General features: G+C 58.4%; 22 protein-coding genes. 7 read left to right on the top strand and 15 right to left on the bottom strand.

From position 1 onward, the window contains the following. Positions 1-39 precede the first annotated feature (39 nt). On the bottom strand, positions 40-297 hold the full coding sequence (locus GOV80_RS02310; RefSeq protein WP_336510109.1) for a succinate dehydrogenase assembly factor 2: 258 nt from the start codon (positions 295-297) through the stop codon (positions 40-42). Then, positions 294-686: a helix-turn-helix domain-containing protein gene (locus tag GOV80_RS02315; RefSeq protein WP_170770305.1), complete on the bottom strand. Its 393-nt coding sequence runs from the start codon at positions 684-686 to the stop codon at positions 294-296. Before GOV80_RS02315 ends, GOV80_RS02310 begins: the two co-directional genes overlap by 4 nt. Positions 687-777: 91 nt before the next feature. On the opposite strand from GOV80_RS02315, the gene GOV80_RS02320 reads away from it, so the two are divergent. Both GOV80_RS02320 and GOV80_RS02325 read left to right on the top strand, forming a co-directional pair. Further along, on the top strand, positions 778-1,980 hold the full coding sequence (locus tag GOV80_RS02320; protein WP_170782693.1) for a pyridoxal phosphate-dependent aminotransferase: 1,203 nt from the start codon (positions 778-780) through the stop codon (positions 1,978-1,980). Between the two features lie 16 nt (positions 1,981-1,996). Next, positions 1,997-2,392, top strand: a complete 396-nt coding sequence (locus GOV80_RS02325; protein ID WP_170782694.1) for a hypothetical protein — start codon at positions 1,997-1,999, stop codon at positions 2,390-2,392. Here the strand turns inward: GOV80_RS02325 and GOV80_RS02330 are convergent. Both GOV80_RS02330 and ppk2 read right to left on the bottom strand, forming a co-directional pair. Further along, the gene (locus tag GOV80_RS02330) at positions 2,389-3,750 is read right to left on the bottom strand and encodes an MATE family efflux transporter (protein ID WP_170782695.1); all 1,362 of its coding nucleotides are present in this window, start codon (positions 3,748-3,750) and stop codon (positions 2,389-2,391) included. The genes GOV80_RS02325 and GOV80_RS02330 overlap by 4 nt on opposite strands. 101 nt (positions 3,751-3,851) lie before the next feature. Beyond that, a complete protein-coding gene (gene ppk2 / locus GOV80_RS02335; RefSeq protein ID WP_237215593.1) occupies positions 3,852-4,775 on the bottom strand; it encodes a polyphosphate kinase 2 in 924 nt (307 codons plus the stop codon). 127 nt (positions 4,776-4,902) lie between these two features. On the opposite strand from ppk2, the gene GOV80_RS02340 reads away from it, so the two are divergent. Continuing rightward, positions 4,903-5,796 (top strand): alpha/beta fold hydrolase, encoded by an 894-nt coding sequence (locus tag GOV80_RS02340; RefSeq protein ID WP_336510110.1) that lies wholly within the window; start codon positions 4,903-4,905, stop codon positions 5,794-5,796. Here GOV80_RS02340 and GOV80_RS02345 read toward each other — a convergent pair. Then, the gene (locus tag GOV80_RS02345; protein ID WP_170782696.1) at positions 5,776-6,384 is read right to left on the bottom strand and encodes a carboxymuconolactone decarboxylase family protein; all 609 of its coding nucleotides are present in this window, start codon (positions 6,382-6,384) and stop codon (positions 5,776-5,778) included. The genes GOV80_RS02340 and GOV80_RS02345 overlap by 21 nt on opposite strands. A gap of 92 nt (positions 6,385-6,476) precedes the next feature. Further along, positions 6,477-7,289, bottom strand: a complete 813-nt coding sequence (locus GOV80_RS02350; protein ID WP_170782697.1) for a class I SAM-dependent methyltransferase — start codon at positions 7,287-7,289, stop codon at positions 6,477-6,479. 185 nt (positions 7,290-7,474) lie between these two features. On the opposite strand from GOV80_RS02350, the gene parE reads away from it, so the two are divergent. The 3 genes from parE (at position 7,475) to GOV80_RS02365 (ending at position 10,987) form a co-directional block, all read left to right on the top strand. Continuing rightward, positions 7,475-9,433 carry a DNA topoisomerase IV subunit B gene (gene parE, locus GOV80_RS02355; protein WP_170782698.1) on the top strand — a complete coding sequence of 653 codons (1,959 nt, stop codon included), beginning with the start codon at positions 7,475-7,477 and terminating at the stop codon, positions 9,431-9,433. A gap of 370 nt (positions 9,434-9,803) precedes the next feature. Then, positions 9,804-10,454, top strand: coding sequence for a hypothetical protein (locus tag GOV80_RS02360; RefSeq protein WP_170782699.1), 651 nt, complete (start codon positions 9,804-9,806; stop codon positions 10,452-10,454). Positions 10,455-10,705: 251 nt separating this feature from the next. Continuing rightward, the gene (locus GOV80_RS02365) at positions 10,706-10,987 is read left to right on the top strand and encodes a DUF1496 domain-containing protein (protein ID WP_170770289.1); all 282 of its coding nucleotides are present in this window, start codon (positions 10,706-10,708) and stop codon (positions 10,985-10,987) included. An 18-nt stretch (positions 10,988-11,005) separates the two neighbouring features. Here the strand turns inward: GOV80_RS02365 and GOV80_RS02370 are convergent, their stop codons facing one another. From GOV80_RS02370 to GOV80_RS02410, 9 genes are all read right to left on the bottom strand, one after another. Next, entirely contained in the window at positions 11,006-11,776 is a 771-nt protein-coding gene (locus GOV80_RS02370) for an alpha/beta hydrolase (protein WP_170782700.1), read from the bottom strand. A gap of 58 nt (positions 11,777-11,834) precedes the next feature. Continuing rightward, entirely contained in the window at positions 11,835-12,980 is a 1,146-nt protein-coding gene (locus GOV80_RS02375; RefSeq protein ID WP_170782701.1) for an iron-containing alcohol dehydrogenase, read from the bottom strand. Then, positions 12,977-14,359 carry an aldehyde dehydrogenase family protein gene (locus GOV80_RS02380; RefSeq protein ID WP_170770283.1) on the bottom strand — a complete coding sequence of 461 codons (1,383 nt, stop codon included), beginning with the start codon at positions 14,357-14,359 and terminating at the stop codon, positions 12,977-12,979. The genes GOV80_RS02375 and GOV80_RS02380 overlap by 4 nt, the downstream gene beginning before the upstream one ends. 93 nt (positions 14,360-14,452) lie before the next feature. Next, a complete protein-coding gene (locus GOV80_RS02385) occupies positions 14,453-15,814 on the bottom strand; it encodes a glutamine synthetase family protein (protein ID WP_170782702.1) in 1,362 nt (453 codons plus the stop codon). 56 nt (positions 15,815-15,870) lie between these two features. Continuing rightward, positions 15,871-17,556, bottom strand: a complete 1,686-nt coding sequence (locus tag GOV80_RS02390) for a Na/Pi cotransporter family protein (RefSeq protein ID WP_170782703.1) — start codon at positions 17,554-17,556, stop codon at positions 15,871-15,873. A gap of 148 nt (positions 17,557-17,704) precedes the next feature. Continuing rightward, complete coding sequence (locus tag GOV80_RS02395) at positions 17,705-18,739, bottom strand: TRAP transporter substrate-binding protein (RefSeq protein ID WP_170782704.1); 1,035 nt, start codon at positions 18,737-18,739, stop codon at positions 17,705-17,707. 51 nt (positions 18,740-18,790) lie between these two features. Further along, positions 18,791-20,110 carry a TRAP transporter large permease gene (locus GOV80_RS02400; RefSeq protein ID WP_170782705.1) on the bottom strand — a complete coding sequence of 440 codons (1,320 nt, stop codon included), beginning with the start codon at positions 20,108-20,110 and terminating at the stop codon, positions 18,791-18,793. After that, positions 20,107-20,679, bottom strand: coding sequence for a TRAP transporter small permease subunit (locus GOV80_RS02405; protein ID WP_170782706.1), 573 nt, complete (start codon positions 20,677-20,679; stop codon positions 20,107-20,109). The genes GOV80_RS02400 and GOV80_RS02405 overlap by 4 nt, the downstream gene beginning before the upstream one ends. A gap of 8 nt (positions 20,680-20,687) precedes the next feature. Next, positions 20,688-21,443 (bottom strand): N-formylglutamate amidohydrolase, encoded by a 756-nt coding sequence (locus tag GOV80_RS02410; RefSeq protein ID WP_170782707.1) that lies wholly within the window; start codon positions 21,441-21,443, stop codon positions 20,688-20,690. 155 nt (positions 21,444-21,598) lie between these two features. Between GOV80_RS02410 and GOV80_RS02415 the strand changes: the two genes are divergently transcribed. Beyond that, positions 21,599-22,468, top strand: coding sequence for a MurR/RpiR family transcriptional regulator (locus tag GOV80_RS02415; protein ID WP_170770268.1), 870 nt, complete (start codon positions 21,599-21,601; stop codon positions 22,466-22,468). Positions 22,469-22,731 lie beyond the last annotated feature (263 nt).

Here is a 22,731-nt window from a genome sequence, read left to right on the forward strand (position 1 = left end):
AATCGAAAAACCGAATATTCTGTTAAGCAGATTTTGCTCTTACTTTTGAAAGGTTTGCGCTATGTCCACAATCAGATCTGCATACGGCTCGGGCGTGGAAACCTGTCCTGTTACCCATTGATACAGGTCCTGATCATTCTCGTGCAGCAGGGCGTCGTACAGGTCCAGCAACGCCTCATCCATGCTGCCAAGATTGCGATCGGCATAGGCCGACAGGATCAGGTCCATCTCTTTGATGCCCCGGCGCATCGAACGCATTTTCAACCGCTTGATCCGCGTGTCCCGCTGCTCGGTCACTGGACTTGCTCAGCCATCTGTCGCAGACGCTTTTCCAGTTTCGCGGCTCGTTCCGCGCTGGCTCGCATCTCGCCCCGGATCGAGCGTAGCTCGGCCACGATATCCACAAGTTCGGGCATGGGTTCTTCAGCTTCCGAGGGCGCATCCATGCCCTCGCCTTCCCCGGTCAGCAGCCACATGATCGAGACATTGACCATCCCGGCCAGCATCGACAGGCGGTTGGCGCGCGGCTCGGACAGGTCGTTTTCCCAATCCGCGAGGGTTGCTTTTTTCACGCCCAACCTGCGGGCCAGTTGTGACTGTGTCATCCCCGCAGCTTCACGCGCACCTGCCAGACGGTCGCCGAATGTCGCTGAATCCGGGCCGTACCAGTCGTTTTCGTCGTTCATCGGGGTCTCCAATTCCACAATTCATATCGCTTGATCGTCGTTCGGGCGCACCCTATGACAGACAGGTTGATCATTCAAACCGAGGGCCCCCATGAGTTTCCTGTCTGCGACACTGTCACGCGTAAAACCGTCGCCTACAATCGCCATGACGGCCAAAGCGGCCGAATTGAAGGCCGCGGGACGCGACGTTATCGGCCTGAGCGCCGGAGAACCCGATTTCGACACGCCGCAGAACATCAAGGATGCCGCCGTTGCCGCGATTGCGGCGGGCAAAACCAAATACACCGCACCCGATGGCATCCCCGAGCTGAAACAGGCCGCCTGCGCGAAGATGAAGCGCGACCACGGGCTGGACTATACGCCTGCGCAGATCTCGGTGGGCACGGGCGGCAAGCAAACGCTCTATAACGCGCTGATGGCGACGATGAACGACGGCGACGAAGTGATCATCCCTGCGCCCTATTGGGTCAGCTACCCCGACATGGTGCTACTGGCCGGAGGCACGCCGGTTGTTGTGGAAACGTCGCTCGAGAACAGCTTTAAATTGACCGCCGACCAGCTTGAGGCCGCGATTACGCCAAACACCAAGTGGTTCATCTTCAACTCTCCGTCCAACCCAACGGGCGCGGGCTATAGCCGGGCCGAACTGAAGGCATTGACCGATGTGCTGATGCGCCATCCACATGTTTGGATCATGTCTGATGATATGTATGAGCACCTGGCCTATGACGGGTTCGAGTTCTGCACCCCGGCCGAGGTTGAACCCGGCCTCTATGACCGCACTCTGACTTGCAACGGCGTGTCCAAGGCCTATGCCATGACCGGTTGGCGGATCGGTTATGCGGCGGGTCCGGTCGAGTTGATTGCCGCGATGCGCAAGATTCAATCTCAGTCGACCTCAAATCCCTGCTCCGTCAGTCAATGGGCGGCAGTCGAGGCGCTGGAGGGCACGCAAGACTTTCTGGCCCCCAATGCCGAGACATTCAAACGCCGCCGCAACTTGGTAGTGCGGATGCTGAACGAGATTGACGGTATATCCTGCCCCACTCCCGAAGGCGCGTTCTATGTCTACCCCTCGATCGCAGGGCTGATCGGCAAGACTACTCCGGCGGGCACGGTGATCTCATCTGATGAAGCCTTTGCCACGGCATTACTGGAAGAAGCCGACGTGGCCGTCGTTTTCGGGGCCGCCTTCGGTCTATCCCCAAACTTCCGCGTCAGCTACGCAACCTCGGACGCGGCGTTGACCGAGGCCTGCACCCGCATTCAGCGGTTCTGCGCCGCACTGACCTGATCGGAGGCTTTGAGCCGTGGATTTGCCCGAATATTACTTTCGCGTGCGCGCGAATGGGGCGGCGGTTTTTCGGATCGACACCGAAAACCGCCAACGCCGGATCGAGATGGACCAGATCGCGGTCATCAACATCCGCAACGGTGAGGTCAAGCCGCAGGGACAGCGCACCCTGACCGAGACCGACCAGGCCGCTATCACTCGTTGGATCGAGGACCGCACAGCCCTTTTGGCACAACGTGATATGGACGACATTCACCGGGCCGTGGACTACCTGAACCTGACGACTCAGTGGGCGCAGTCCAAAGCGACAGATGAGCAGCTTGAGGACGTCACTGACCGGCTGTTACTGGCGATGCACGATCTGCGCAGTGTTCTGGTGCGTAAAAAGGCGGATCGTCTGACCAAAGACTAACCTGCCACCGGGACCGAGCGGACCGACCACATCCAGAACCGCGCCATCAGCAAGACCGCTGCGAAGGCTAACCCAAGCACAAGGCCCAGCCACACGCCGATCCCGTCCATCCCCTGGACAAAGCCGAAGTAATACGAGGCCGGAATCCCCACGACCCAATAGCTGAGTCCTGCCATCACCATTGGCACTTTGGCGTCCTGCAATCCACGCAACAGGCCCAGCGCGATCACCTGCGCGCCATCGACCAATTGGAACAGCGCCGCCATGGCCAGCAACCCGGCTCCGATCAGCAGGATTTGCGACCGCTGCGGGTCATCCGCCTCCATGAACAGGGAAATCAGCGGCTCGGCGCAGGTCAGGAACAGGATCACGGTCAGCACCGACATCACCAGCGACATCGCCGTCACAGCAATCGCGCCTTTTTCCAGATGTGCCCGGTCTTTGCGGCCCAGCGCATTACCTGCGCGGATCGTGGCCGCGTTGGACAGACCCAGATGCACCATGAACGTAGCCGAGGCGAGATTCAGCGCGATACCATGCGCCGCCAGCGGCACTTGTCCCAGCCAGCCCATCATGATTGCCGACATGGCAAACAGGCTGACCTCGGCCAATGTGGTCAGACCGATGGGCACGCCCAGACGCAGGACGCTGAAGAAGAACTCCCAATCCGGGCGCCAAAAGCGCTGAAACAGGCTGTGTTCGGGCAGGGCACGCACCGCGTAGATCACCACGAAAACCAGTGAGACGATCTGCGTCACGACCGAGGCGATGGCCGCACCGATCACGCCCAACTCGGGCGCGCCCCAATTGCCGAAGATCAGCGCATAGTTAGTGAAACCGTTGACCACAGCCGCCGTCACAGTGATCCACAGCACGATTTGCGTGCGTTCCAACGCCGCCAAATAGGATTTCAGGACCATCACGATCAGCGCCGGGAACAGGCCCCAGCCCGCGACCCGCAGATATTGCGCAGCGGTCCGGGCGACCTCGGGGTCCTGATCTAACGCAATCAGGATCGGGTAGGACCACCACAGCAGTGGCATCATCAACGCGGCATAGATCAGCGACAACCACAGCCCCATGCGGGTCGAGCGGCGGATGCTGGTCTCATCCTCCTCGGCGGCGGCGGTGGCGACTATGGGCATCACCGCCCAGCCGAACCCGGCCCCAAACAGAAACAGCACGAAGTAGTAACTACTGGCCAGGGTTACAGCGGCCAGAGCTTCGACCCCGTACCAGCCCAGCATGATGGTGTCGGTCAGACCGATAGCAAACTGCGCCAGATGCCCGCCCACCAACGGCAGGCCCAGCACGGTAATGGCCCGGAAATGGCCGCGATATGTCATCACCTTGTTCATCGCCCCAGCCTTATGCCCGGCCCGAGGCCGGGACAAGACCAGATCAGCGAAATTTCAGGATGAGACTCTCAGTCCGGGGCCAATCAACAGCCCGGATGACCCTAACGCGCATCAGGGTGCAGTGCGCTGCCAAGGATGTGCTCGGACCGATGGATGACGTGATGCGCCTGTCCAACGATCAAGGGATCAGGCTCGCGGACCACATCATGGTTCTTGCCGGGGTAGTCCAGCGTCGACAGGAAATGCCGCATTGTGTTCAGGCGCGCACGCTTCTTGTCGTTCGACTTGATGATGGTCCATGGCGCGTCGGCGGTGTCAGTATAGAAGAACATCGCCTCTTTCGCCTCGGTGTAGTCGTCCCATTTGTCAAGGCTGGCCTTGTCGATCGGCGACAGTTTCCACTGTTTCAGCGGGTCCGTCTCGCGGCTTTTGAACCTGCGTTGCTGTTCGGGCTGCGTGACCGAGAACCAGTATTTGTAAAGCTGAATGCCCGAGCGGACCAGCATCCGCTCAAGATCCGGAGTCTGACGCATGAATTCCAGATATTCGTTGGGCGAGCAGAAGCCCATCACCCGTTCCACGCCTGCGCGGTTGTACCAGGACCGGTCGTAGAACACCATTTCACCAACGGTGGGCAATTCCTGAACATAGCGCTGATAATACCACTGACCCTTCTCTTCCCAGGTGGGTTTGTTCAACGCAACCACTCGGGCCTGACGTGGGTTCAGGTGCTCCATGAACCGCTTGATTGTGCCGCCCTTACCCGCAGCGTCACGGCCTTCGAACAGCAACACGAACCGCTGGCCGGTTTCTTGCGCCCATATCTGAACCTTCAGCAGCTCAGCCTGCAACTCGGCCTTTTGCGCCTCATAGATCTTGCGCGCCATCTTGCGGCCATAGGGGTACTTGCCGCTTTCAAACGCGTGGCGAATTTTCTCGGGGCTGGGCTCAGCCGGGCCGGTCGTGGGCACCGGAACGCCGTTGGCGGAGGCTTGTGTCTTTTCGATCCGCGCCGCTGTTTCCATGCAATCTCTCCTTGAAAAGCTGTCTGACCCAGTGACTAGCAGAGACCGCCATTTCGCGCTTTGATTGGTATCAAATTGCTGTAACCTTGTGGTTCTGTTTTTGGCTATGGCAGCAGAGGGTTAACGCGTGGACAGCAGATTTGTCGAACTGGACGGACAGCCGTTCTTTCTACGCAGTTGGGGCGATCCCAGCCTGCCGCCCTTGCTGATGCTGCATGGCTTTCCTGAATATGGCGGCACATGGGCTGATCTGGCCCCGCATCTAGCTGAACACTTCTATTGTATTGCCCCGGACCAGCGTGGTTATGGCCAAAGCTGGGCGCCCGAGGGGGTCGGGCACTATACCCTGTCAAAACTGGTCGGGGACATGGCGGCGCTGATCGATATGCTGGGCGCACCTGTCACGGTTCTGGGCCATGATTGGGGGGCCTCAGTCGCCTATGGGCTGGCCATGTTCCAGCCCAAGCTGGTGAGCCGACTGATTATCGCCAATGGCGTCCACCCGGTGCCGTTTCAGCGCGCGATGGCGTCGGGCGGAGCGCAATCAGCGGCCTCGCAATATATCAACGATCTGAGGGCCGAAGACGCCGCCCAAAGATTTTCTGCCGACAATTTCGCGCGGCTCGAGAGGTTCTTTCGGTACGGGATGGGGCTGGATTGGCTGTCGGATGCACAAATGCAGGCCTATCGCACCGAATGGGCCCGGCCCGGCCGGTTGGACGCAATGCTGAACTGGTACCGCGCCTCTCCGCTGGTGGTGGCGAAACCCGGCGAACCGCTGACGAATCTGCCCGAGCTGCCGGTCGAGCGCCTTTTGGTCCGCTGCCCGCATCTTTTGCTGTGGGGATCTGAGGACAAGGCCCTGCTACCCGAGGCCACTGAGGGGCTGGAAGAGTTCGCCCCCGACCTGACCCGCATTGACATTCCCGGCACGGACCACTGGCTGCATCATCAACGCCCCAAGGCGCTGGCGCAGGCCATTCTGAACTGGACCCGAGCCTTAACGGTGTCCCCAGTCTGACGGATCGTCCGAGTTGTTGGGGGACAGCCCCAGAATATCCCCATCGGTGGAACAGCCCAGCCCCAGAACCGTGCGATTGGCGTAAGAAAAATAGGCGCAGACCTGATTGATCTCGAGGATTTCTCCATCCTCCCACCCTGCAGCGTGCAGAGCCTCAATATCACTTTCTGTCAGTTCCGCAGGCGCCTCGGTCAGTTTGCGCGCATAGCCCATCGCCGCGATCTGCGCCGGATCCAGAGGGGCCGTCTGCGGTGTCCGGGCTTCAATCGCGGCACGGATAGCATTGCCTCGGTCAGGGTTAGCCAAAAGCCGCTGCAGGCCACTGAAATGATGCTCGACACAATAGTCGCAGCGGTTGAGCGCGCTGACCCACACGCCCAGGACTTCAAGAAACCATTTCGGGATGGTGTTGGCCGAATGGTGCAAGACATTCTTGTACATCGCCATGTGGCCTTCCATCGAATGCGGGCGCAAGGAATGCACCATCATGATGTTGTCCACATTATTGCCCGGCCCCGTCACCCGCTGATACAGCTTGCGCAGCTTGCCGGTCGCTTCTTCGAACGGCACCACTTTGATCCAGCTCATACCTGTCCCCTGTCGTTTCCAGCGCAGCTTAGTTGCGTTCAAATTGAGCTTCGAGAGGCAATCGTATGAAATTTAATTTTTATACGCCGCACCTATGACTTGCGGCACTCATAAATGGTGGCAGACAAGGGCATGTTCATCCCGTTCGCCCCGAAGGCATCAGTCAGCCTTGCGAGAATTCGAGCCACGACATCTTCGGGATCAACACCACCACGTTCGCGGATCTCGTCGATAAAAGGATTGCCAAAGACAAGAGCTGCTGCAAAGGCCCGCGGGTTCGAGATGGGTTTCGTCAGCTCGATCGTCAGGAATGAGACATCCTCCCAACCGGCCTCGGCCAGATCCGAACATACCAATTGCGGGTCGCCATAATGGAAGGGAACCTTGTAAAAGCCCGGCGGGTCATCCGGGAACACCTCCGAAGCAACCTGTTGGGCGATCTGGGAAAACGGATTCAACTCGATCGCGCTCCAGACATTGAAAACGTACCGGCCACCCGGCTTGAGAACACGCGCCGCCTCACGATACGACGCTACTTTGTCGGGAAAGAACATGACCCCGAACTGGCACACGATAAGATCGAAAAGCGAGTCGCCAAATGGTAACTCCATCGCGTTGGCGACTTGAAAATCGATCTTGTCCTTGGAGGAAAATTTTTGACGCGCGACATCCAACATCGGAGCGTTCAGGTCAGTAATGATCAAGGAGGCATCCGAAGGCAATTTATCCCGCAATCTACTACTGACGATACCCGTTCCTGCCGCGAGTTCCAAAACGGTCTTGGACTGTCCTGAAACAGCGGCGTCGACAATCCGGTCCGCGTAATCAAAGAAAATATTTGGACCCAACCCGTTGTCATAGTGCGAGGGGATATCCCCGACAAAGCCCGAGGCGTTCGTGCTCATTGAAATTCTCCCAGTCTGGTGCAGTCCGCAATAGTCACAGGGTACACGAACTTGACCAAGCTTGCCAAAACCATGATCAGCCCTTCCGACCTGCCTACCATTTACCCACAACACTTCGCGCCCCTCTTCCCCCGGACCACATCACCTGCCATAATGGGTAAAACCCAAAAACAAGAGCAGCACCGATGCCAGACGATCTGTTGACGCCCAGCGCCACCTCCACATACGACGCCTCTTCGATTGAGGTGCTTGAAGGACTGGAACCCGTTCGCAAACGCCCCGGCATGTATATCGGCGGCACGGATGAGCGCGCGCTGCATCACATGGTGGCCGAGATCCTCGACAACTCGATGGACGAGGCGGTCGCGGGGCACGCCAACCGAATCGAGGTGGAACTGCACGAAGATTACGCCCTGACCGTCCGCGACAACGGGCGCGGTATCCCTATTGATCCACATCCCAAATTCCCCGACAAATCCGCGCTGGAAGTCATTCTTTGTACTCTGCACGCGGGGGGCAAATTCTCGGGCAAGGCCTATCAGACCTCGGGCGGTCTGCATGGGGTTGGTGCCTCGGTCGTGAACGCCCTTTCCGATTCGATGGTCGTGCAGGTGGCCCGGGACAAGACGCTGTTCGAACAACGGTTCTCACGCGGTATCCCGCTGGGCCCGGTCGAGAAAATCGGCGCGGCCCCCAACCGGCGCGGCACCACCGTGACATTCCACGCCGATGCCGAAATCTTTGGCCACCACAAGTTCAAACCGGCGCGGTTGTTCAAATCCATTCGCTCCAAGGCCTATCTGTTCTCAGGCGTGGAAATCCGCTGGAAGTCCGCCATCGACGATGGCGAAACTCCGACAGAGGCCACGTTCCATTTCCCTGGCGGCCTGTCTGATTACCTCAAGGAGACGATGAACGGCTCGTCCACCTATGCCGAGCAGCCCTTCGCAGGCACCGTGGACTTCACCGAGAAGTTCGGGACACCGGGCAAGGTCGAATGGGCAATCAACTGGACGCCCTCGCGCGATGGGTTCATCCAATCCTACTGTAACACCGTCCCCACGCCCGAAGGCGGCACCCATGTTGCCGGGTTCTGGGCCGCGATCCTCAAGGGGATCAAGGCTTACGGCGAGCTGATCAACAACAAGAAAGCCGCGCAGATCACCCGCGAAGACCTGATCACCGGCGGCTGCGCGCTGGTGTCCTGCTTTATCCGAGAGCCGGAATTCGTGGGCCAGACCAAAGACCGTCTGGCCACAGTCGAGGCGCAGCGTCTGGTCGAGAATTCGGTCCGCGACCATTTCGATAACTGGCTGGCCGCGGACACGAAATCCGCCGGCGCGATACTCGACTTTGTGATACTCCGAGCCGAGGAACGTCTGCGCCGACGGGCCGAGAAAGAGACACAACGCAAATCCGCCACTAAAAAACTTCGTCTTCCCGGCAAGCTGGTGGACTGCTCTAGTTCAACACGCGACGGGACCGAGTTATTCATCGTCGAGGGCGACTCGGCGGGCGGTTCCGCCAAAATGGGACGTGACCGCAAGACGCAGGCCCTGCTGCCCCTGCGCGGCAAAATCCTGAACGTGCTGGGCGCGGCCAGTTCGAAACTGGGCACCAATGCCGAGATCAACGATCTGACCCAAGCGCTGGGTGTGGGCCTTGGCACCAAGTTCAACGTGGACGACCTGCGCTATGACAAGGTCATCATCATGACCGACGCGGATGTGGACGGCGCGCATATCGCCTCACTGTTGATGACGTTCTTCTTCACCCAGATGCGGCCCATGATCGACGCAGGCCACCTGTATCTGGCCTGCCCGCCTCTGTACCGCCTGACCCAAGGCGCCAAACGCGTCTATTGTCTGGATGAGGCCGAGCGCGACGAATGGTTAGAAAAAGGTCTGGGCGGCAAGGGCAAGATCGACGTGTCCCGCTTCAAAGGTCTGGGCGAAATGGACGCCAAGGACCTGAAAGAGACCACAATGGACCCGGCCTCGCGCAAACTGATCCGCGTCACGATTGATGAGGACGAACCCGGCGAGACCGGCGATCTGGTCGAGCGTCTGATGGGTAAGAAACCCGAACTGCGGTTCCAGTATATTCAGGAAAACGCGCGGTTTGTTGAAGAGTTGGATGTTTAATTCGACCTTTGGCCGCTAGCAAATGCCGCAAAAAACGAAAATGAGCGCCAAAGAAGAATCCCGAGCAATCAATCGGATCATAGCCATTTTCAGTACATTTTGGGTATTGTTTGTGGTCTGGGTGGTGTTTTTTCCAGACTGGTTCTCAGCGCCAAGATCGATTTCCAAAGCGTATATATTTATTTTTGTTTGGTGGCCGATAGCTTGGCTGCTGCACATAGCAAAGAAGAGTATAAGCGAAGATCAGCAGTGCGAATAATTATACTTGCTCATGACAAATCCAGCGACTTGGCCTAGGGCTTGATGTTTAAATTGCCCGAACTGAGGTTCCAAATCACCCGAAAGAACGCGCTGATTGTGGAGGAGTTAAATGTTTGATTATCGCACGTATTTGCGATTGGTTTACACTATCGCTTCGATTTTGACATTCATACCTGGCATTGCCCAAAGCGAAGAAACGGACAACAGCATCTTCGAGGAAATCCCACCTTGCGAAGCATACATTTCCTTTCTGAATGGTGAAGATGTGGCCCCAACTCCAGATTGTTATTCGATTTCTAGTTTTCTCATATTGAACAATCATTTGGGTGAAACCAAGTTCATAAAAAAGGCTCTCAAACAATACTCTCAAAGTAGCGGTATTTCTTTTCTGTTTCGTTATCTCAATGAGTTAAGCGCAAGAGACTACTTGCACGCCTACTTTTGGGCTGACAATGCCGACCGCCAAGTTTACGCGTCGTTCTTCCGCTCTGGAGATTACTCCAGGGCCCATTACTATGCTTCCGCGCTGCAGGAAGCGAAATACGATCTGATTGAGGTCTTTTGTCAAAATACCCTACAATGTCCGGACCTTTCGAGGGTGGATTTTACAGTCAATAACCCTTTTGAAAATGAGGAATTATTTGACGGCTACAGCTCAAGAAAGCTCTTGGCATGTTTAGCACGGACGGATAGCTTTACTGTTCCGATTGAAAAGGTTGTTTTGTCTAAGAGATATCTCGATTGTCTACAAAACACGTGACCAAACGTATGATGCGTGCTCGCACCCATCACGTCTTTCATGTCAAGATGAGTGCAAACACCGATCCTACTTCACCGCAGGCGTCGCGCCCGAACCAGTTACGGTTGCGAACAGCATCCGCCACCAAACCCCTTGCCTAACCCGTTGATCTCGTTCACACTTACCTTCAACCCGTCATTCAAGAACGACATTTGAGGTTCCCGAGCGTCCAAGACCCATTTGACCAACTGATTTCTCAACGGGAGGACGACATGAAGACACTACCCCTCGGACTGGCCTTAGCCTTGCTGGCCACACAAGCCCCAGCGCAGCAAATGCTCAGCACCGCATCGCCTATTCCGGAAGGTGCCGAGAAGCGGTTTTGCTATTATGAAGGCATGGCCTATTCCGAAGACGCATTTGTTCTGATGGTCGGCGACAACACTGTAACCAGCACCGTCAGTACCGTTCAGGAACGCCTGCTGCGCTGTCATCGTGAAGAGGATGGCTCGCTGAAGTGGAAACCGCAGAGCACATTCTCGACCAACAACTGAACGCGTTGGGTGGGCGTTCTAGCCCACCTTTTGCTCCAGCCAATCCGCGATCTGACCTGCTGGCCCCTCCCAGCCGGGCTCCATGAACAGGAAATGGGCGTGGTCTTCGGCTGGCAGGAAGGTGGCTCGCACGCCGTAAAGTTCCGCCAGCGCGCGGCAGGTGTTGGGGTTCACGGCCCGGTCCTCGGTTCCGGATACGATCAGCACCGGGCAGTCGACCTTGTCGATATCCACCTTCATCGCGTGCTGGTCGTCGAACATCCAAAAGAACATCTCGAACATCACCCGCCCGCTTTCCGGGCCAAGCTGGTCGAATACCTCATGCTGCTGTGCCTCGGGCAGTTTGTTCAGCGCAAAAGGGGCCATCAGGTCGAAATCGACGCGCATGGGCTGTTTCCAGAACGCCCCGCCCTCCATCAGTGCGCGCGGTACCGCGCGTTCGTCGTCGGTTTCGGGCAGCGTCCCCCAGGCCGCATTCGGGTTGATCAGGACAATGGCGCTGGCCAGGCCCCGAGACGCCACCTGCTGTGCCACCACCCCGGCGATGGCATGGCCGAGCAGCACCGGCTTGCTATCCAGCCCCTGCACGAATGCGGCAACGTCATCGGCGTAGTCCATGACGCTGGTGTCGGTCAGGCCGGGATCGGGCTCGGCCTTGGGGTCGCCGTCATGGTAGCGCAGCGCAGGGGTGTGAACCGTCCAGCCGCGCGCGCGGAAGAAGCCCGCGTAATCCTCCATACACCACGGCCCAGCAAAGGCCCCGTGGATCAGAACAATCTCTTTGGTCATGAAAATCTCCCTCACCTGCGCGCAGTATGCGAGGTGAGGGATCGGGTCTGCAACCCTGTTACAGCGCGGCTTTGAACAGCGCGGTCAGGTTGTCTTCGGTCAGTTCAATCGGGTTGCCGCCACAGGACGGGTCGGTGATCGCACCTTTGACCAGTTCCGGGATCGATGCTTCGGTCACGCCCAGATCGGACAGTTTGCGCGGGATGGCAAAGCTGTCGTTGAACGCCTGCACAAAGGCACGGAAGCCGTCAAAGCCGCCTTCGATGCCCAGATAGGCCGCGGCCTGCTGGAACCGGTCCGCGATAACGGGCGCGTTGAAATCCAGCACGGCGGGCATACAGACCGCGTTGGTGGTGCCGTGATGGGTGTTGAACACCGCGCCGATTGGATGGCTCATCGCGTGGATCGCTCCGAGGCCCTTTTGGAACGCCGTCGCGCCCATTGCCGCTGCGCTCATCATCTGGGCGCGGGCTTCGATGTCGGTGCCATCGGCATAGGCGCGCGGCAGGTAGTCCTTGACCAACCGCATCCCCTCTAGCGCGATGCCCTGCGACATGGGGTGGTAATGCGGGCTGCTGAACGCCTCGACACAATGCGCGAACGCGTCCAGACCGGTGCCTGCGGTGATGAACTTGGGCATGCCCACGGTCAACTCGGGGTCGCAGATCACGACCGCAGGCAGAACTTTGGGGTGAAAGATGATCTTCTTCGCGTGCGTTTCCGAGTTGGTGATAACGCTGGCACGGCCCACCTCGGACCCTGTCCCGGCAGTGGTCGGCACGGCGATGATCGGTGCGATGGCGTCAGCATCGGCGCGAGTCCACCAGTCGCCGATATCCTCAAAATCCCAAACAGGGCGGATCTGGCCGCACATGAAGGCAACCATCTTACCCAGATCCAGCCCCGAGCCACCGCCAAAGGCAATCACCCCGTCATGACCGCCCGCATTATAGGCGGCAACCCCTGCTTCGAGGTTCTTTTCATTGGGGTTCGGGTCCACTTCGCTGAACAGCCCTCGTCCCAGCCCTGCGGCCTCGAGGATATCCAGAGTGGCCGTGGTGATTGGCAGATCGGCCAACCCCTTGTCCGTCACCAATAAGGGGCGTTTCATCCCAGCCGCCGCGCAGGCCTCGGGCAATTCCTTGATCCGGCCAGCGCCGAACTTGATCGCGGTCGGGTAGGACCAGTTTCCAACAAGGCTCATGATGTCACCTTTTTCAGATGGTAGGATTTTGGACGTGTGAGGTTGTGATAGCCGATGACCGACAATCCGCCTCCGCGTCCGGTATTCTTGCAGCCGGTCCAGCACAGACCCGGGTCCAGATAATCCGCCCGGTTCATGAACACGGTGCCGGTTTCGATCCGGTCGCCCACCCGCGCCGCGCGATCCACGTCACGGGTCCAGAGGCTGGCAGTCAGGCCAAACTCGCTATCATTCATATGCCCGATGGCTTCTTCGTCCGAGGACACTTTCATGATGCCCACAACCGGACCAAAGCTCTCATCCCGCATCACGCGCATGTCATGGGTGACATTGGTCAGGATCTGTGGGGTCAGATAGGCTCCCCCATCATCCTCAGCGAAGGTCTCGATATGGGGAACGGCACCATCCGCGACAGCCTCGGCAATCTGCGCGCGCACCTCATCAGCAAAGCGGACGTTGGCCATCGGGCCAATCGTCGTCTCAGCGTCAAGCGGATTGCCCAGCTTATAGCCTTTCACCACCTCAACCGCTTTGGCAACGAAGGCGTCATAGAGGCTTTCATGCACATAAATCCGTTCGATCCCGCAGCAGCACTGGCCCGAGTTGAACATGGCCCCGTCGATCAGCGTATCGACCGCCGCATCCAGATCGGCATCCTCCATGACGTAGCCCGGATCCTTGCCACCCAACTCGGTACCAACGCCAGTAAAGGTGCCCGCCGCAGCGCGTTCCATCGCCTGTCCGCCGCCGACTGAGCCGGTAAAGTTTACGAAATCAAACGCCTTGCCAGCGATCAGATCATTGGTCACGTCATGGCTGAGGAACACGTTCTGGAACACATCCGCGGGCACTCCCGACGCATGGAACGCCTGCGCCATACGCTCACCCACCAGCAAGGTTTGTGTGGCGTGTTTCAGCACCACCGCATTGCCCGCAATCAGCGCAGGTGCCACCGTGTTGATCGCCGTCATATAGGGGTAATTCCAAGGCGCCACCACAAAAACGACCCCATGCGGAATACGCTTGATATAGCGTTTGAAGGTCTCATCCTCACCCACAGCGATATCGGCCAGAGCGTCTGAGGCAATTTCGGCCATATGACTTGCACGTTCATTGAACCCGCCAAACTCACCGCCATAGCGCACCGGCCGGCCCATCATATGCGCAAGCTCTGGCACGATCTCGTCATTCATCGCCCCCACAGCGGCCACACCTGCCATTACAAGATCAATCCGCTCCTGCAACGGCCGCGCCGCCCACTCCACCTGCGCCGCACGGGCCCGCGCGGCGGACTTTAAAGCCGCCTCAGCCGACAACACTTCACGCTCCGCAAAAACCGATCCGTCAATCGGCGAGACACATTGCAACATCTGCCCCATTTTCACTCCATTTTCGAAAGAAACAGGATCCCTGCTTCATCTGGCCCAAAATATCCCGGGGAGCGCGAGGGGCTGGCCCCTCGCTCCCGCCCTCTAAGCCCGCTCAAACCCGCGCGCAATTTCCCAATCCGTCACTACACGCTCGAACTCTTCGATCTCGACCTCCGCCGCACGGGCATAGTGATCGACCACATCATCCCCCATGGCCGCGCGCAACATGGCCGACCCATGCAAGGCATCCCGCGCCGCGCGCAAGTTGCCGGGGATCATGCCCGTTTCGCCCTGATAGACGTCTCCCTGTGTCGGGGGCTGCAATTCCAGCGCTTCCTCGATCCCGGCAATCCCAGCGGCCAGCATCCCTGCCATCGCCAGATACGGGTTCATGTCCGAGCCCGGAATACGGCACTCCACCCGAACTGCCTTGGTGCCATCCCCGCACAGACGGAACCCCGCCGTGCGGTTGTCCACCGACCAGATGATCCGCGTTGGCGCAAACGTGCCCTTCATGAACCGCTTGTAACTGTTGATGTAGGGAGCCATGAAATAGGTGTAATCGGCGGCGTATTTCAGCAAACCCGCCATGTAGTTCTTCATGACATCAGACATCCCGAGCGGATCTTTTTCGTCGAAAAAGATTGGCACCCCGTCTGCCCAAAGCGACTGATGCACGTGGGACGAGCTTCCCACTTTCTCATGATGCCATTTCGGCAGGAACGTCGCCGCATGGCCATGCTGCCACGCGATCTCTTTCACTGCGTTCTTGGCAATCGAGTGATACTCGGCCGTGTCCATCGCGGGGGCGTATTTGATGTTCAGCTCTTCCTGCCCGGTCTCAGCCTCACCTTTCGAGTTTTCGACCGGAATCCCCGCGTTCCACAGATGATTGCGGATCGGGCGCATCACATGCTCTTCCTTGGTGGTCTGCAGGATGTGATAGTCTTCGTTATAGCCCGAGATCGGCTCCAGATCGCGAAACCCTTCCTTGCGGATCTGGTCAAAGCTCTTCTCGAACAGGAAAAACTCCAGCTCGGTGGCGCACATGGCGTCATAGCCCATGGCCTTAAGCCGGTTCACCTGCTTTTTCAGGATGGACCGAGGCGCGTGGGGCACTTCCTCATGCGTATGGTGATCCAACACATCGCACATCACCATGGCGGTGCCCTCAAGCCACGGAACCGGGCGCAGAGTACTTAGGTCAGGCTTCATCACATAGTCGCCATATCCGCGTTCCCAGCTGGTGGCAGCATAGCCATCGGGCGTCGCCATCTCGAGGTCGGTGGCCAACAGATAGTTGCAGCAATGGGTCTCTTCCCAAGCGCCCGCCACGAAATGCCCCGCGTGGAACCGCTTGCCCATCAGACGCCCCTGCATGTCGACCATGCAGACCAGCACGGTATCGACCTCACCGGCTTCGACCTTGGTTTTCAGGTCGTTCAAACGTGCTTCATTGCCCATCCCGTTCATCCTTTGTCACTTTCCGGGACTGTTGTCCCAAGCTCTTGCCCTCGGCCTTAGTCCTCGACCGTTTCGTTATCCATTTCCGTCACCAGACGTGTCTCCAGAACCTGCCCGCTTTGGTAGAGGATCGGATAGGCGATGGCGGCGATATGCCCGTGCAGGTCGCGCATGGCGCGCAACGTCTCAAGATGCAGATCGCTTGAGGCAAAGCTTTCGGTCTGCCCCCTCTCAAGCCGCTTCAAATGCGCCTTTCGGCTGTTCCGCGACAGGCGCTTAACCTCGGCTTTGTCCAGCACCAGACGGCGGGCGCAATCCATGTCATCCACCAGCAGCACATGACGAGCCAGAGAGAAACTGGCCAGCACCGCCGCGTGCAAATCCTTGAGTTCTTTCCAGCCCTGTGCCGAAAAATCGGTGCGTTCGGTGTGTTTGATCTGCGCGGTTCGGGTCATGCGGTTCGACACCACGTCGCCCGCCGCCTCAAGCCGGATCGCGTATTCGACCAGGCTGCGCGCCGCCTTGATCTGCGCCTTGCTCATGTTTTGGCGCGGCATTCGGGCGACAAAGCGTCGGATTTCGGTCAGCTGTGCATTCACCCGTTCATCCTGCTGCCACAGGGCCGAGATCGCATCGCTGTCGTCCTGCTCATAAATATCCAGAACCGGGCGGAACATGCGCTCAACCTGTGTGACCATCTGCAACAGCTCATGCCGGACCGAGGACATCGCAACGTTCGCCCCCGACGCGCTTGGATCGTTCAGTGGGCTAAGCGCGTCCGAGAAGTGGTCCATCGGGTGCGCCTTAACCTCGGGCTCGGGCAGCAGCAGTGTCACCGGACGCTCCAGCCAGTTCACAAACCCTGTGGCCAGCACAAAAACGGCAAGGTTGAACCCGATATGGGCCAAGATCAACGACTGCCCTGCCCCCGCCACCATCAGCGTCTGATGCGTGCCGGTCACGTTGACCACAATCAGCATCACCAGCGCCGCGCTGCCGCGTAGCAGAAGGTTGGCCAGTGGAATACGACGCGCGGAAACGGTCAGGTCACGGGTGAGCCAGATCGGAATAAAGGCCGAGCCCAGATTGGCCCCAAGAACCAGCGACAGCCCGGCAGCAAAAGGGATGGCTCCGATCTGAACCAGTGTCACGCACATCAGGATCGTCGCAACCGAACTGTGCATGACAAAGGCCAATACCGCGCCCACGATAAAGGCGCTGAAATAGTCGCTTTCCAGATAGCCCGCGATGGCGGGCAAAAAGGCGCTCTCGCGGATCGGATCAACCGCATCGCGCAAGAACTGCAATGAAACCAGAATGAACGCGATGCCCAGAACAATGCGCCCGATCAGCCGCACATTGGCGCGGTCGGACTTGAGGTACAACCACCCGCCCAGCGCCAGCAGCACGGGCTGCAGCCAGCCCAGATCATAAGACAGAACCTGAATGACAAGCGCTGCACCCAGATCCGCGCCCAGCACCCCGGCCAACGCAAGGCCAAAGCTGACCATGCCTGCCGCGGCAAAACCGGTCAGCAAAACCGTTACCGCCGCCGAGCTTTGCAGGATCGTGGCCAGAACCATACCGGCCCCACCGGCAACAAAGGTGTTCGAGTGTCGCGTCAACAGCGACTGGAACAATGCGCCAAAGCGTCTTTCGATGCCCGTGCGGACCAGCCGCACCGCAAACAGCAGCAACATGGTCGCCGCAAAAATCTCGATCAGGAACCCCGCAATAGCCATTGGCCTATACTCCTCTGACCCGGTTCACGCCAAGGCGCGACCAGAGTGTTCTTGTCTGTTTCAGAGGCAAGCCTAGCATCGGGGATCGGGGTTCCAGAGGTCCAATACCGGCACGCGACCGAGGCCGCGCGCCGAAATCGCGTTGAATTTAGCCGTAGCGATAAGGCCGTCCGGCCTTGAGCATGTCGGCGTTGTACTGCTTGAAGATCTCGACAACCTTGGCCTTGGTCTCGGACTCGGCTGCGATTTCATCCCAGAAGGCAACGGCTGCTTCTTCGACCTGCGCCCATTCGGCGTCCGGGATCGAGGTCAGTTCCATCTTATCGCCATTCACGCGCAGGCTGGCCTCGCCACCCCAATACCACCACTGGCGATAGTAGTGCGATTGGTCACAGCAAACGCGGAACAGGGTCTGCAGGTCTTCCGGCAGTTCGTTCCAGCGGTCCATATTGGCAAAGAACGATCCTGCCCATGCGCCCGAGATGTTGTTAGTCAGGAAATAGTTGGTCACATCAGCCCAACCCACGGTGTAGTCCTCGGTGATGCCTGACCACGCGATGCCGTCCAACTCGCCGGTTTGCACCGCAACCTCGATGTCTTCCCAGGGCAGAGTGACCGGTACAACGCCGAACTGGCTTAGGAAGCGGCCCGCCGTTGGGAAGGTAAAGACGCGTTTGCCCTGCAGATCGGCCAGGCTGTTGATCGGGTCTTTGGTGGCAAAGTGGCAAGGATCCCATGCACCGGCGCTGATATGCTTGACGCCGACCTTGGAATATTCCTCATCCCAGATCTCGTTCAGGCCGTACTGGTTGAACAGCACCGGCACGTCCAGCGAGTAGCGGGAAGCAAACGGGAAATAGCCACCGAACACGGTGACTTCGGTGGGAGATGCCATCGAGTCATCATCGGATTGCACCGCGTCGATGGTGCCGCGCTGCATGGCGCGGAACAGCTCTCCAGTCGGGACCAGCTGATCAGCATAGAACAGCTCAATCTGCATCCGGTCGCCGGCGATCTTGTTGAACATCTCGATCGCTGGGTCGATCACATGGGCCGCCAAAGCTGGACCGGCATAGGTCTGCATCCGCCATGTGATCGTGCTCTGCGCCAGCGCGGGCGTGGCCAGAGGGGCAGCGGCAACGCCGACCCCGGCTGTTTTCAGAAACTTACGTCTTGTTGTCATGTCATTTCCTCTCTGTTGCAGGTTCTTGTGCCTCTTGAGCGGGCATTCTTGTTAATTTCCGTAAACATATCCGGGCAGCCACAAGGCCAGTTCCGGGAAGATCATGATGATCGTCAGCGCCAGCACCATCACCGCCACAAATGGGAAGATCGACCGGTAGATGTCGCGCAGAGTGATCTCGGGCGGGGCCATGGCGCGCATTAGAAACAGGTTATACCCGAAGGGCGGCGTCATGTAGGCGATCTGGGTGGTGATCGTATACAGCACCCCGTACCAAATCAGGTCAAAGCCCAGCGCCCCCACCAGCGGCACATAGAGTGGAGCCACGATGACCAGCATCGCCGTGTCGTCCAGGAATGTGCCCATGACGATAAAGCTGAGCTGCATCAGGATCAGAATCACCCAGGGCGACAGGCCCAGTTGATCGGTGAACAGGTTGTCGATGGCTTTCACCGCACCCAGCCCGTCGAACACTGCGCCAAAGCCAAGGGCGGCAAGGATGATCCACATAAACATGCATGAAATCGCCAACGTCTGCTTGGTGCAATCCTCGAAAATCTTCCACGTCATGCGCCGTTTCAGCACCGACACGACCAGCGCCGTCAGCGCCCCGATGGCCGAGCTTTCGACCAGCGAGGTCCAGCCATTCACAAAGGGCACCATCATAGCGGCAAAGATGATCAGCGGCAGCGCACCCGCGCCCAGCAGGCGGATTTTCTCGGCCCGCGGGACCTCATGCGCATCTTCCATTGCGGGGCCCAGATGCGGCTGAATGCGGCAGCGGATCCAGATATACAGAATGAACATTCCTGCCATCAGCAGGCCGGGCACGATCCCTGCCAGCCACAACTGCCCTACCGGCTGCCGCGCGATCATCGCATAGAGCACCAGAACCACCGAAGGCGGCACAAGAATTCCCAGACTGGACCCCGCCTGAATGACCCCCGTCACCATCGTCTTGTCGTAGCCCCGCCGCAGCAATTCCGGCAGCGCAATGGTCGCGCCAATCGCCATCCCCGCCACGCTGAGCCCGTTCATGGCCGAAACCAGCACCATCAGGCCAATCGTACCAATTGCCAACCCGCCATTCACCGGCCCCATCCAAACATGGAACATCCGATAGAGGTCATCGGCCAGACGGCTTTCTGACAACACGTAGCCCATGAAGATGAACATCGGCAGCGTTAGCAGTGGATACCACTTCATCAGCTTCATGGCGGCTGAAAATGTAATGTCCTGCCCGCCTGTTCCCCACAGGGCCAGCGCGGCAACGGTAGCAACCGCTCCGATTGCGCCAAAGACGCGCTGACCTGTGAAAAGCATCAGCATCATCGAGGCGAACATGAAAATGGCGATATATTCCTGGCTCATGCCCGAGCGACCCCGATTTCCTGCCCGTTGATCCGGGCTATGTCTTTGAAAAATTCCGATATCGCCTGCAGCAGCATCAGGAAAAAGCCCAGCGTCATGATCGATTTGATCGGCCAGATATAAGGCCGCCACGCGGTCGAGGAACGCTCGAGCCGCCCAACCTCTTCACTGCCGGTCAGAAGACCGGTGAAATAGGCCACGGGTTCCGTGCCCCAATACCCAAGGCTGTAGGCGGTCGAGCCCAAGCCGCCATAGAACAGCACGCCCAGATACAGAATCAACAGCAGCACTGTGAAGGCGTCGAACCACGCTTTCTTCTTGTGACTCCAGTTGTGATAGAACAGGTCCATCCGTACGTTCGAACCCAGCTGGATCGAATACGGCCCGCCCATGATGTAATAGGTCACCATGGCAAATTGCGCCATTTCCAGGGTCCACAGCGACGGCAGAAAGAAGGTTTTCGAGATCGACGACCACAGCAGGATGCCCATCATCGCGAACAGACCCCACATCATCACCCGCCCGATCCGGTAGTTGATCGCGTCAACGACGCGGACATATATGCTCATCGCCCGGATCACTCGGCCGCCCTTTCTTCGAAGGTCGCCAAGGTCCGCTTGATCCACGGGACAAGGCAGTTGGTGACGGTTGCGTGCTGCTGAGGCGTGCGGATCAAGTCGTTACGGATTTCGATCATCACGTTCAGCAAACCATTGGGCAATGCCTGCACATCCAATGTGTGGGCCACGCCGTCCTTGGCCGAATACGGCTCGTTCAGTCGCGTGATATACGGGTTCTCAACGGCTTTCGTTGCCATCATCGCAGCGGCAAACCGATCATCGACTCCGTGCAGTATGCCAAGCTCGACCTGACGTTTTTGTCCGTGATAAATTGGCGTGAAGCTATGGATCGTCACCAGCAACTCCAGTGAGGCGCGGTTGCGGTCAATCACAGCCGACAAGGCTTGTCGAAACGGGTCATAGACCCCGTGGACACGGGCCTGCCTTTCTTCATCCGACATCTGGGCATTTGCGGGGATGTCGTAGTCCTCGCTCCGGACGGGCATGGCGCCCGGCGCTTCGGGGGGGCGGTTGCAGTCATAGACCAGCCGCGACACACCACCATGAACCAGCGGTGCCGAGAGTTCGGCAGACATCATCCGGGCCACGGCCAATGCGCCGGGGTCCCATGCGATGTGACTGTCGCGCGCCTCGGCGCCTAGGCCCATGTCGCCCAGAAACGCAGGGATGCGGTTCGACGCGTGTTCGCAGACCAACACCACCTTCGGGGCGTTGCCTGCCAAGTCAGTGTGAACAACTGTGCCGAAATCCAACCTATCGCCCCGCGATTCCCAGAATCTTCTTTGTGGAAAAATTTCCACACACGTCGATCACCTGTCAATAATTTTCCTGTACAATTTTCTCCAGACTTGATCTTGATGAAAAATTATTCACATTATGCCTTTGTCGCATACAGGAGGATCGTTTAGTGCGGGTGACGGACAGGCTGCTGGCCCATCGGGACAAGATGACGCCTTCGGAACGGCAACTTGTCAGTGTGCTCCTGGATGACTATCCCATGGCAGGCTTGGGCAGCATTACTGAACTGGCCAGCACCGCCTCGGTCTCGACCACCACGGTGGCACGGATGCTGCAAAAGACCGGATTTGACGGCTATCCACAATTTCAGGCCGCCCTGCGGGGCGAAGTAAAAGAGATGATCTCGGGCCCCATCGCCAAGCGTGATGTCTGGCAAAACGATCTGCCCGAAGAACACATCCTCAACCGCTACTCCCAGCAATCCCTCGCCAACCAAAAGCGCACGATTGATGAGGTCGATCCAGCCGAGTTTGACAGTTTTTGCAACCTGTTATCCGATCCCAACCGACGTATTTTCATCACCGGAGGACGCATCACAGGTACAATGGCGCAGTACCTGTACCTGCATTTGCAAATGATCCGTCCCGACGTCCGAATGTTACCGGTGGCTGCGTCGTGGACACATGATCTGCTGGATGTACGCAAGGATGATGTCCTAATCGCGCTGGACGTGCGGCGCTACGAGAACTCGACCATGCTGATCGGGCAGCTCTGTCAGGAACGCGGGGCCGAGATTGTGCTGTTCACAGACCAGTGGCGCTCGCCCATTCACCGACTGGCCAAACATACCTTTGCCGCACGGATTGCGGTACCGTCAGCGTGGGATTCGATGGCGTCGATCCTGACGCTGATGGAGTGCGCCATCGCCGAGGTTCAGGAACGCCTTTGGGATTCGGTCAAAGACCGCACCGACGAACTTGAGGCCGCCTTTGACCGTACCAAGCTGTTCCGCAAGTTCGGTCAAAACTCGGGTTCTTAACATCTGAAATTGCTATAATTTACAACTGCCCGTGATCAGTGTTGCCACTGCGGGGCCGCGCGTTCACTTTATGGGCATGAGTTTTGTCGCCGATAATCAACTGCCGCTTCTGATCCTGTTTTTTCTGATCGGACTCGTGGGCACCGGGTTTCTGTTCCGCAAACCGGCGGGGCATCGGGCGTGGAAACTGGCCGATCTGGTCTGGGTCGTGTTGGGTGGCATCGGCGCATTGGTTGCCGTTTTGGCAGGTCTTTACACTGCAG

Source organism: Ruegeria lacuscaerulensis, assembly GCF_013034685.1.
Classification (GTDB): domain Bacteria; phylum Pseudomonadota; class Alphaproteobacteria; order Rhodobacterales; family Rhodobacteraceae; genus Ruegeria; species Ruegeria lacuscaerulensis_B.

Bases quoted from the DNA above. Each gene is read 5' to 3' on its own strand.
- GOV80_RS02405 (WP_170782706.1), bottom strand. From the start codon at position 20,679: ATGAGCATATATGTCCGCGTCGTTGACGCGATCAACTACCGGATCGGG.
- GOV80_RS02390 (WP_170782703.1), bottom strand. From the start codon at position 17,556: ATGGCTATTGCGGGGTTCCTGATCGAGATTTTTGCGGCGACCATGTTG.
- GOV80_RS02360 (WP_170782699.1), top strand. From the start codon at position 9,804: ATGTTTGATTATCGCACGTATTTGCGATTGGTTTACACTATCGCTTCG.
- GOV80_RS02400 (WP_170782705.1), bottom strand. From the start codon at position 20,110: ATGAGCCAGGAATATATCGCCATTTTCATGTTCGCCTCGATGATGCTG.
- GOV80_RS02395 (WP_170782704.1), bottom strand. From the start codon at position 18,739: ATGACAACAAGACGTAAGTTTCTGAAAACAGCCGGGGTCGGCGTTGCC.
- GOV80_RS02320 (WP_170782693.1), top strand. From the start codon at position 778: ATGAGTTTCCTGTCTGCGACACTGTCACGCGTAAAACCGTCGCCTACA.
- GOV80_RS02345 (WP_170782696.1), bottom strand. From the start codon at position 6,384: ATGAGCTGGATCAAAGTGGTGCCGTTCGAAGAAGCGACCGGCAAGCTG.
- GOV80_RS02385 (WP_170782702.1), bottom strand. From the start codon at position 15,814: ATGGGCAATGAAGCACGTTTGAACGACCTGAAAACCAAGGTCGAAGCC.
- ppk2 (WP_237215593.1), bottom strand. From the start codon at position 4,775: ATGGAAACAGCGGCGCGGATCGAAAAGACACAAGCCTCCGCCAACGGC.
- GOV80_RS02330 (WP_170782695.1), bottom strand. From the start codon at position 3,750: ATGAACAAGGTGATGACATATCGCGGCCATTTCCGGGCCATTACCGTG.
- GOV80_RS02380 (WP_170770283.1), bottom strand. From the start codon at position 14,359: ATGGGGCAGATGTTGCAATGTGTCTCGCCGATTGACGGATCGGTTTTT.
- GOV80_RS02350 (WP_170782697.1), bottom strand. From the start codon at position 7,289: ATGAGCACGAACGCCTCGGGCTTTGTCGGGGATATCCCCTCGCACTAT.
- parE (WP_170782698.1), top strand. From the start codon at position 7,475: ATGCCAGACGATCTGTTGACGCCCAGCGCCACCTCCACATACGACGCC.
- GOV80_RS02370 (WP_170782700.1), bottom strand. From the start codon at position 11,776: ATGACCAAAGAGATTGTTCTGATCCACGGGGCCTTTGCTGGGCCGTGG.
- GOV80_RS02365 (WP_170770289.1), top strand. From the start codon at position 10,706: ATGAAGACACTACCCCTCGGACTGGCCTTAGCCTTGCTGGCCACACAA.
- GOV80_RS02375 (WP_170782701.1), bottom strand. From the start codon at position 12,980: ATGAGCCTTGTTGGAAACTGGTCCTACCCGACCGCGATCAAGTTCGGC.
- GOV80_RS02315 (WP_170770305.1), bottom strand. From the start codon at position 686: ATGAACGACGAAAACGACTGGTACGGCCCGGATTCAGCGACATTCGGC.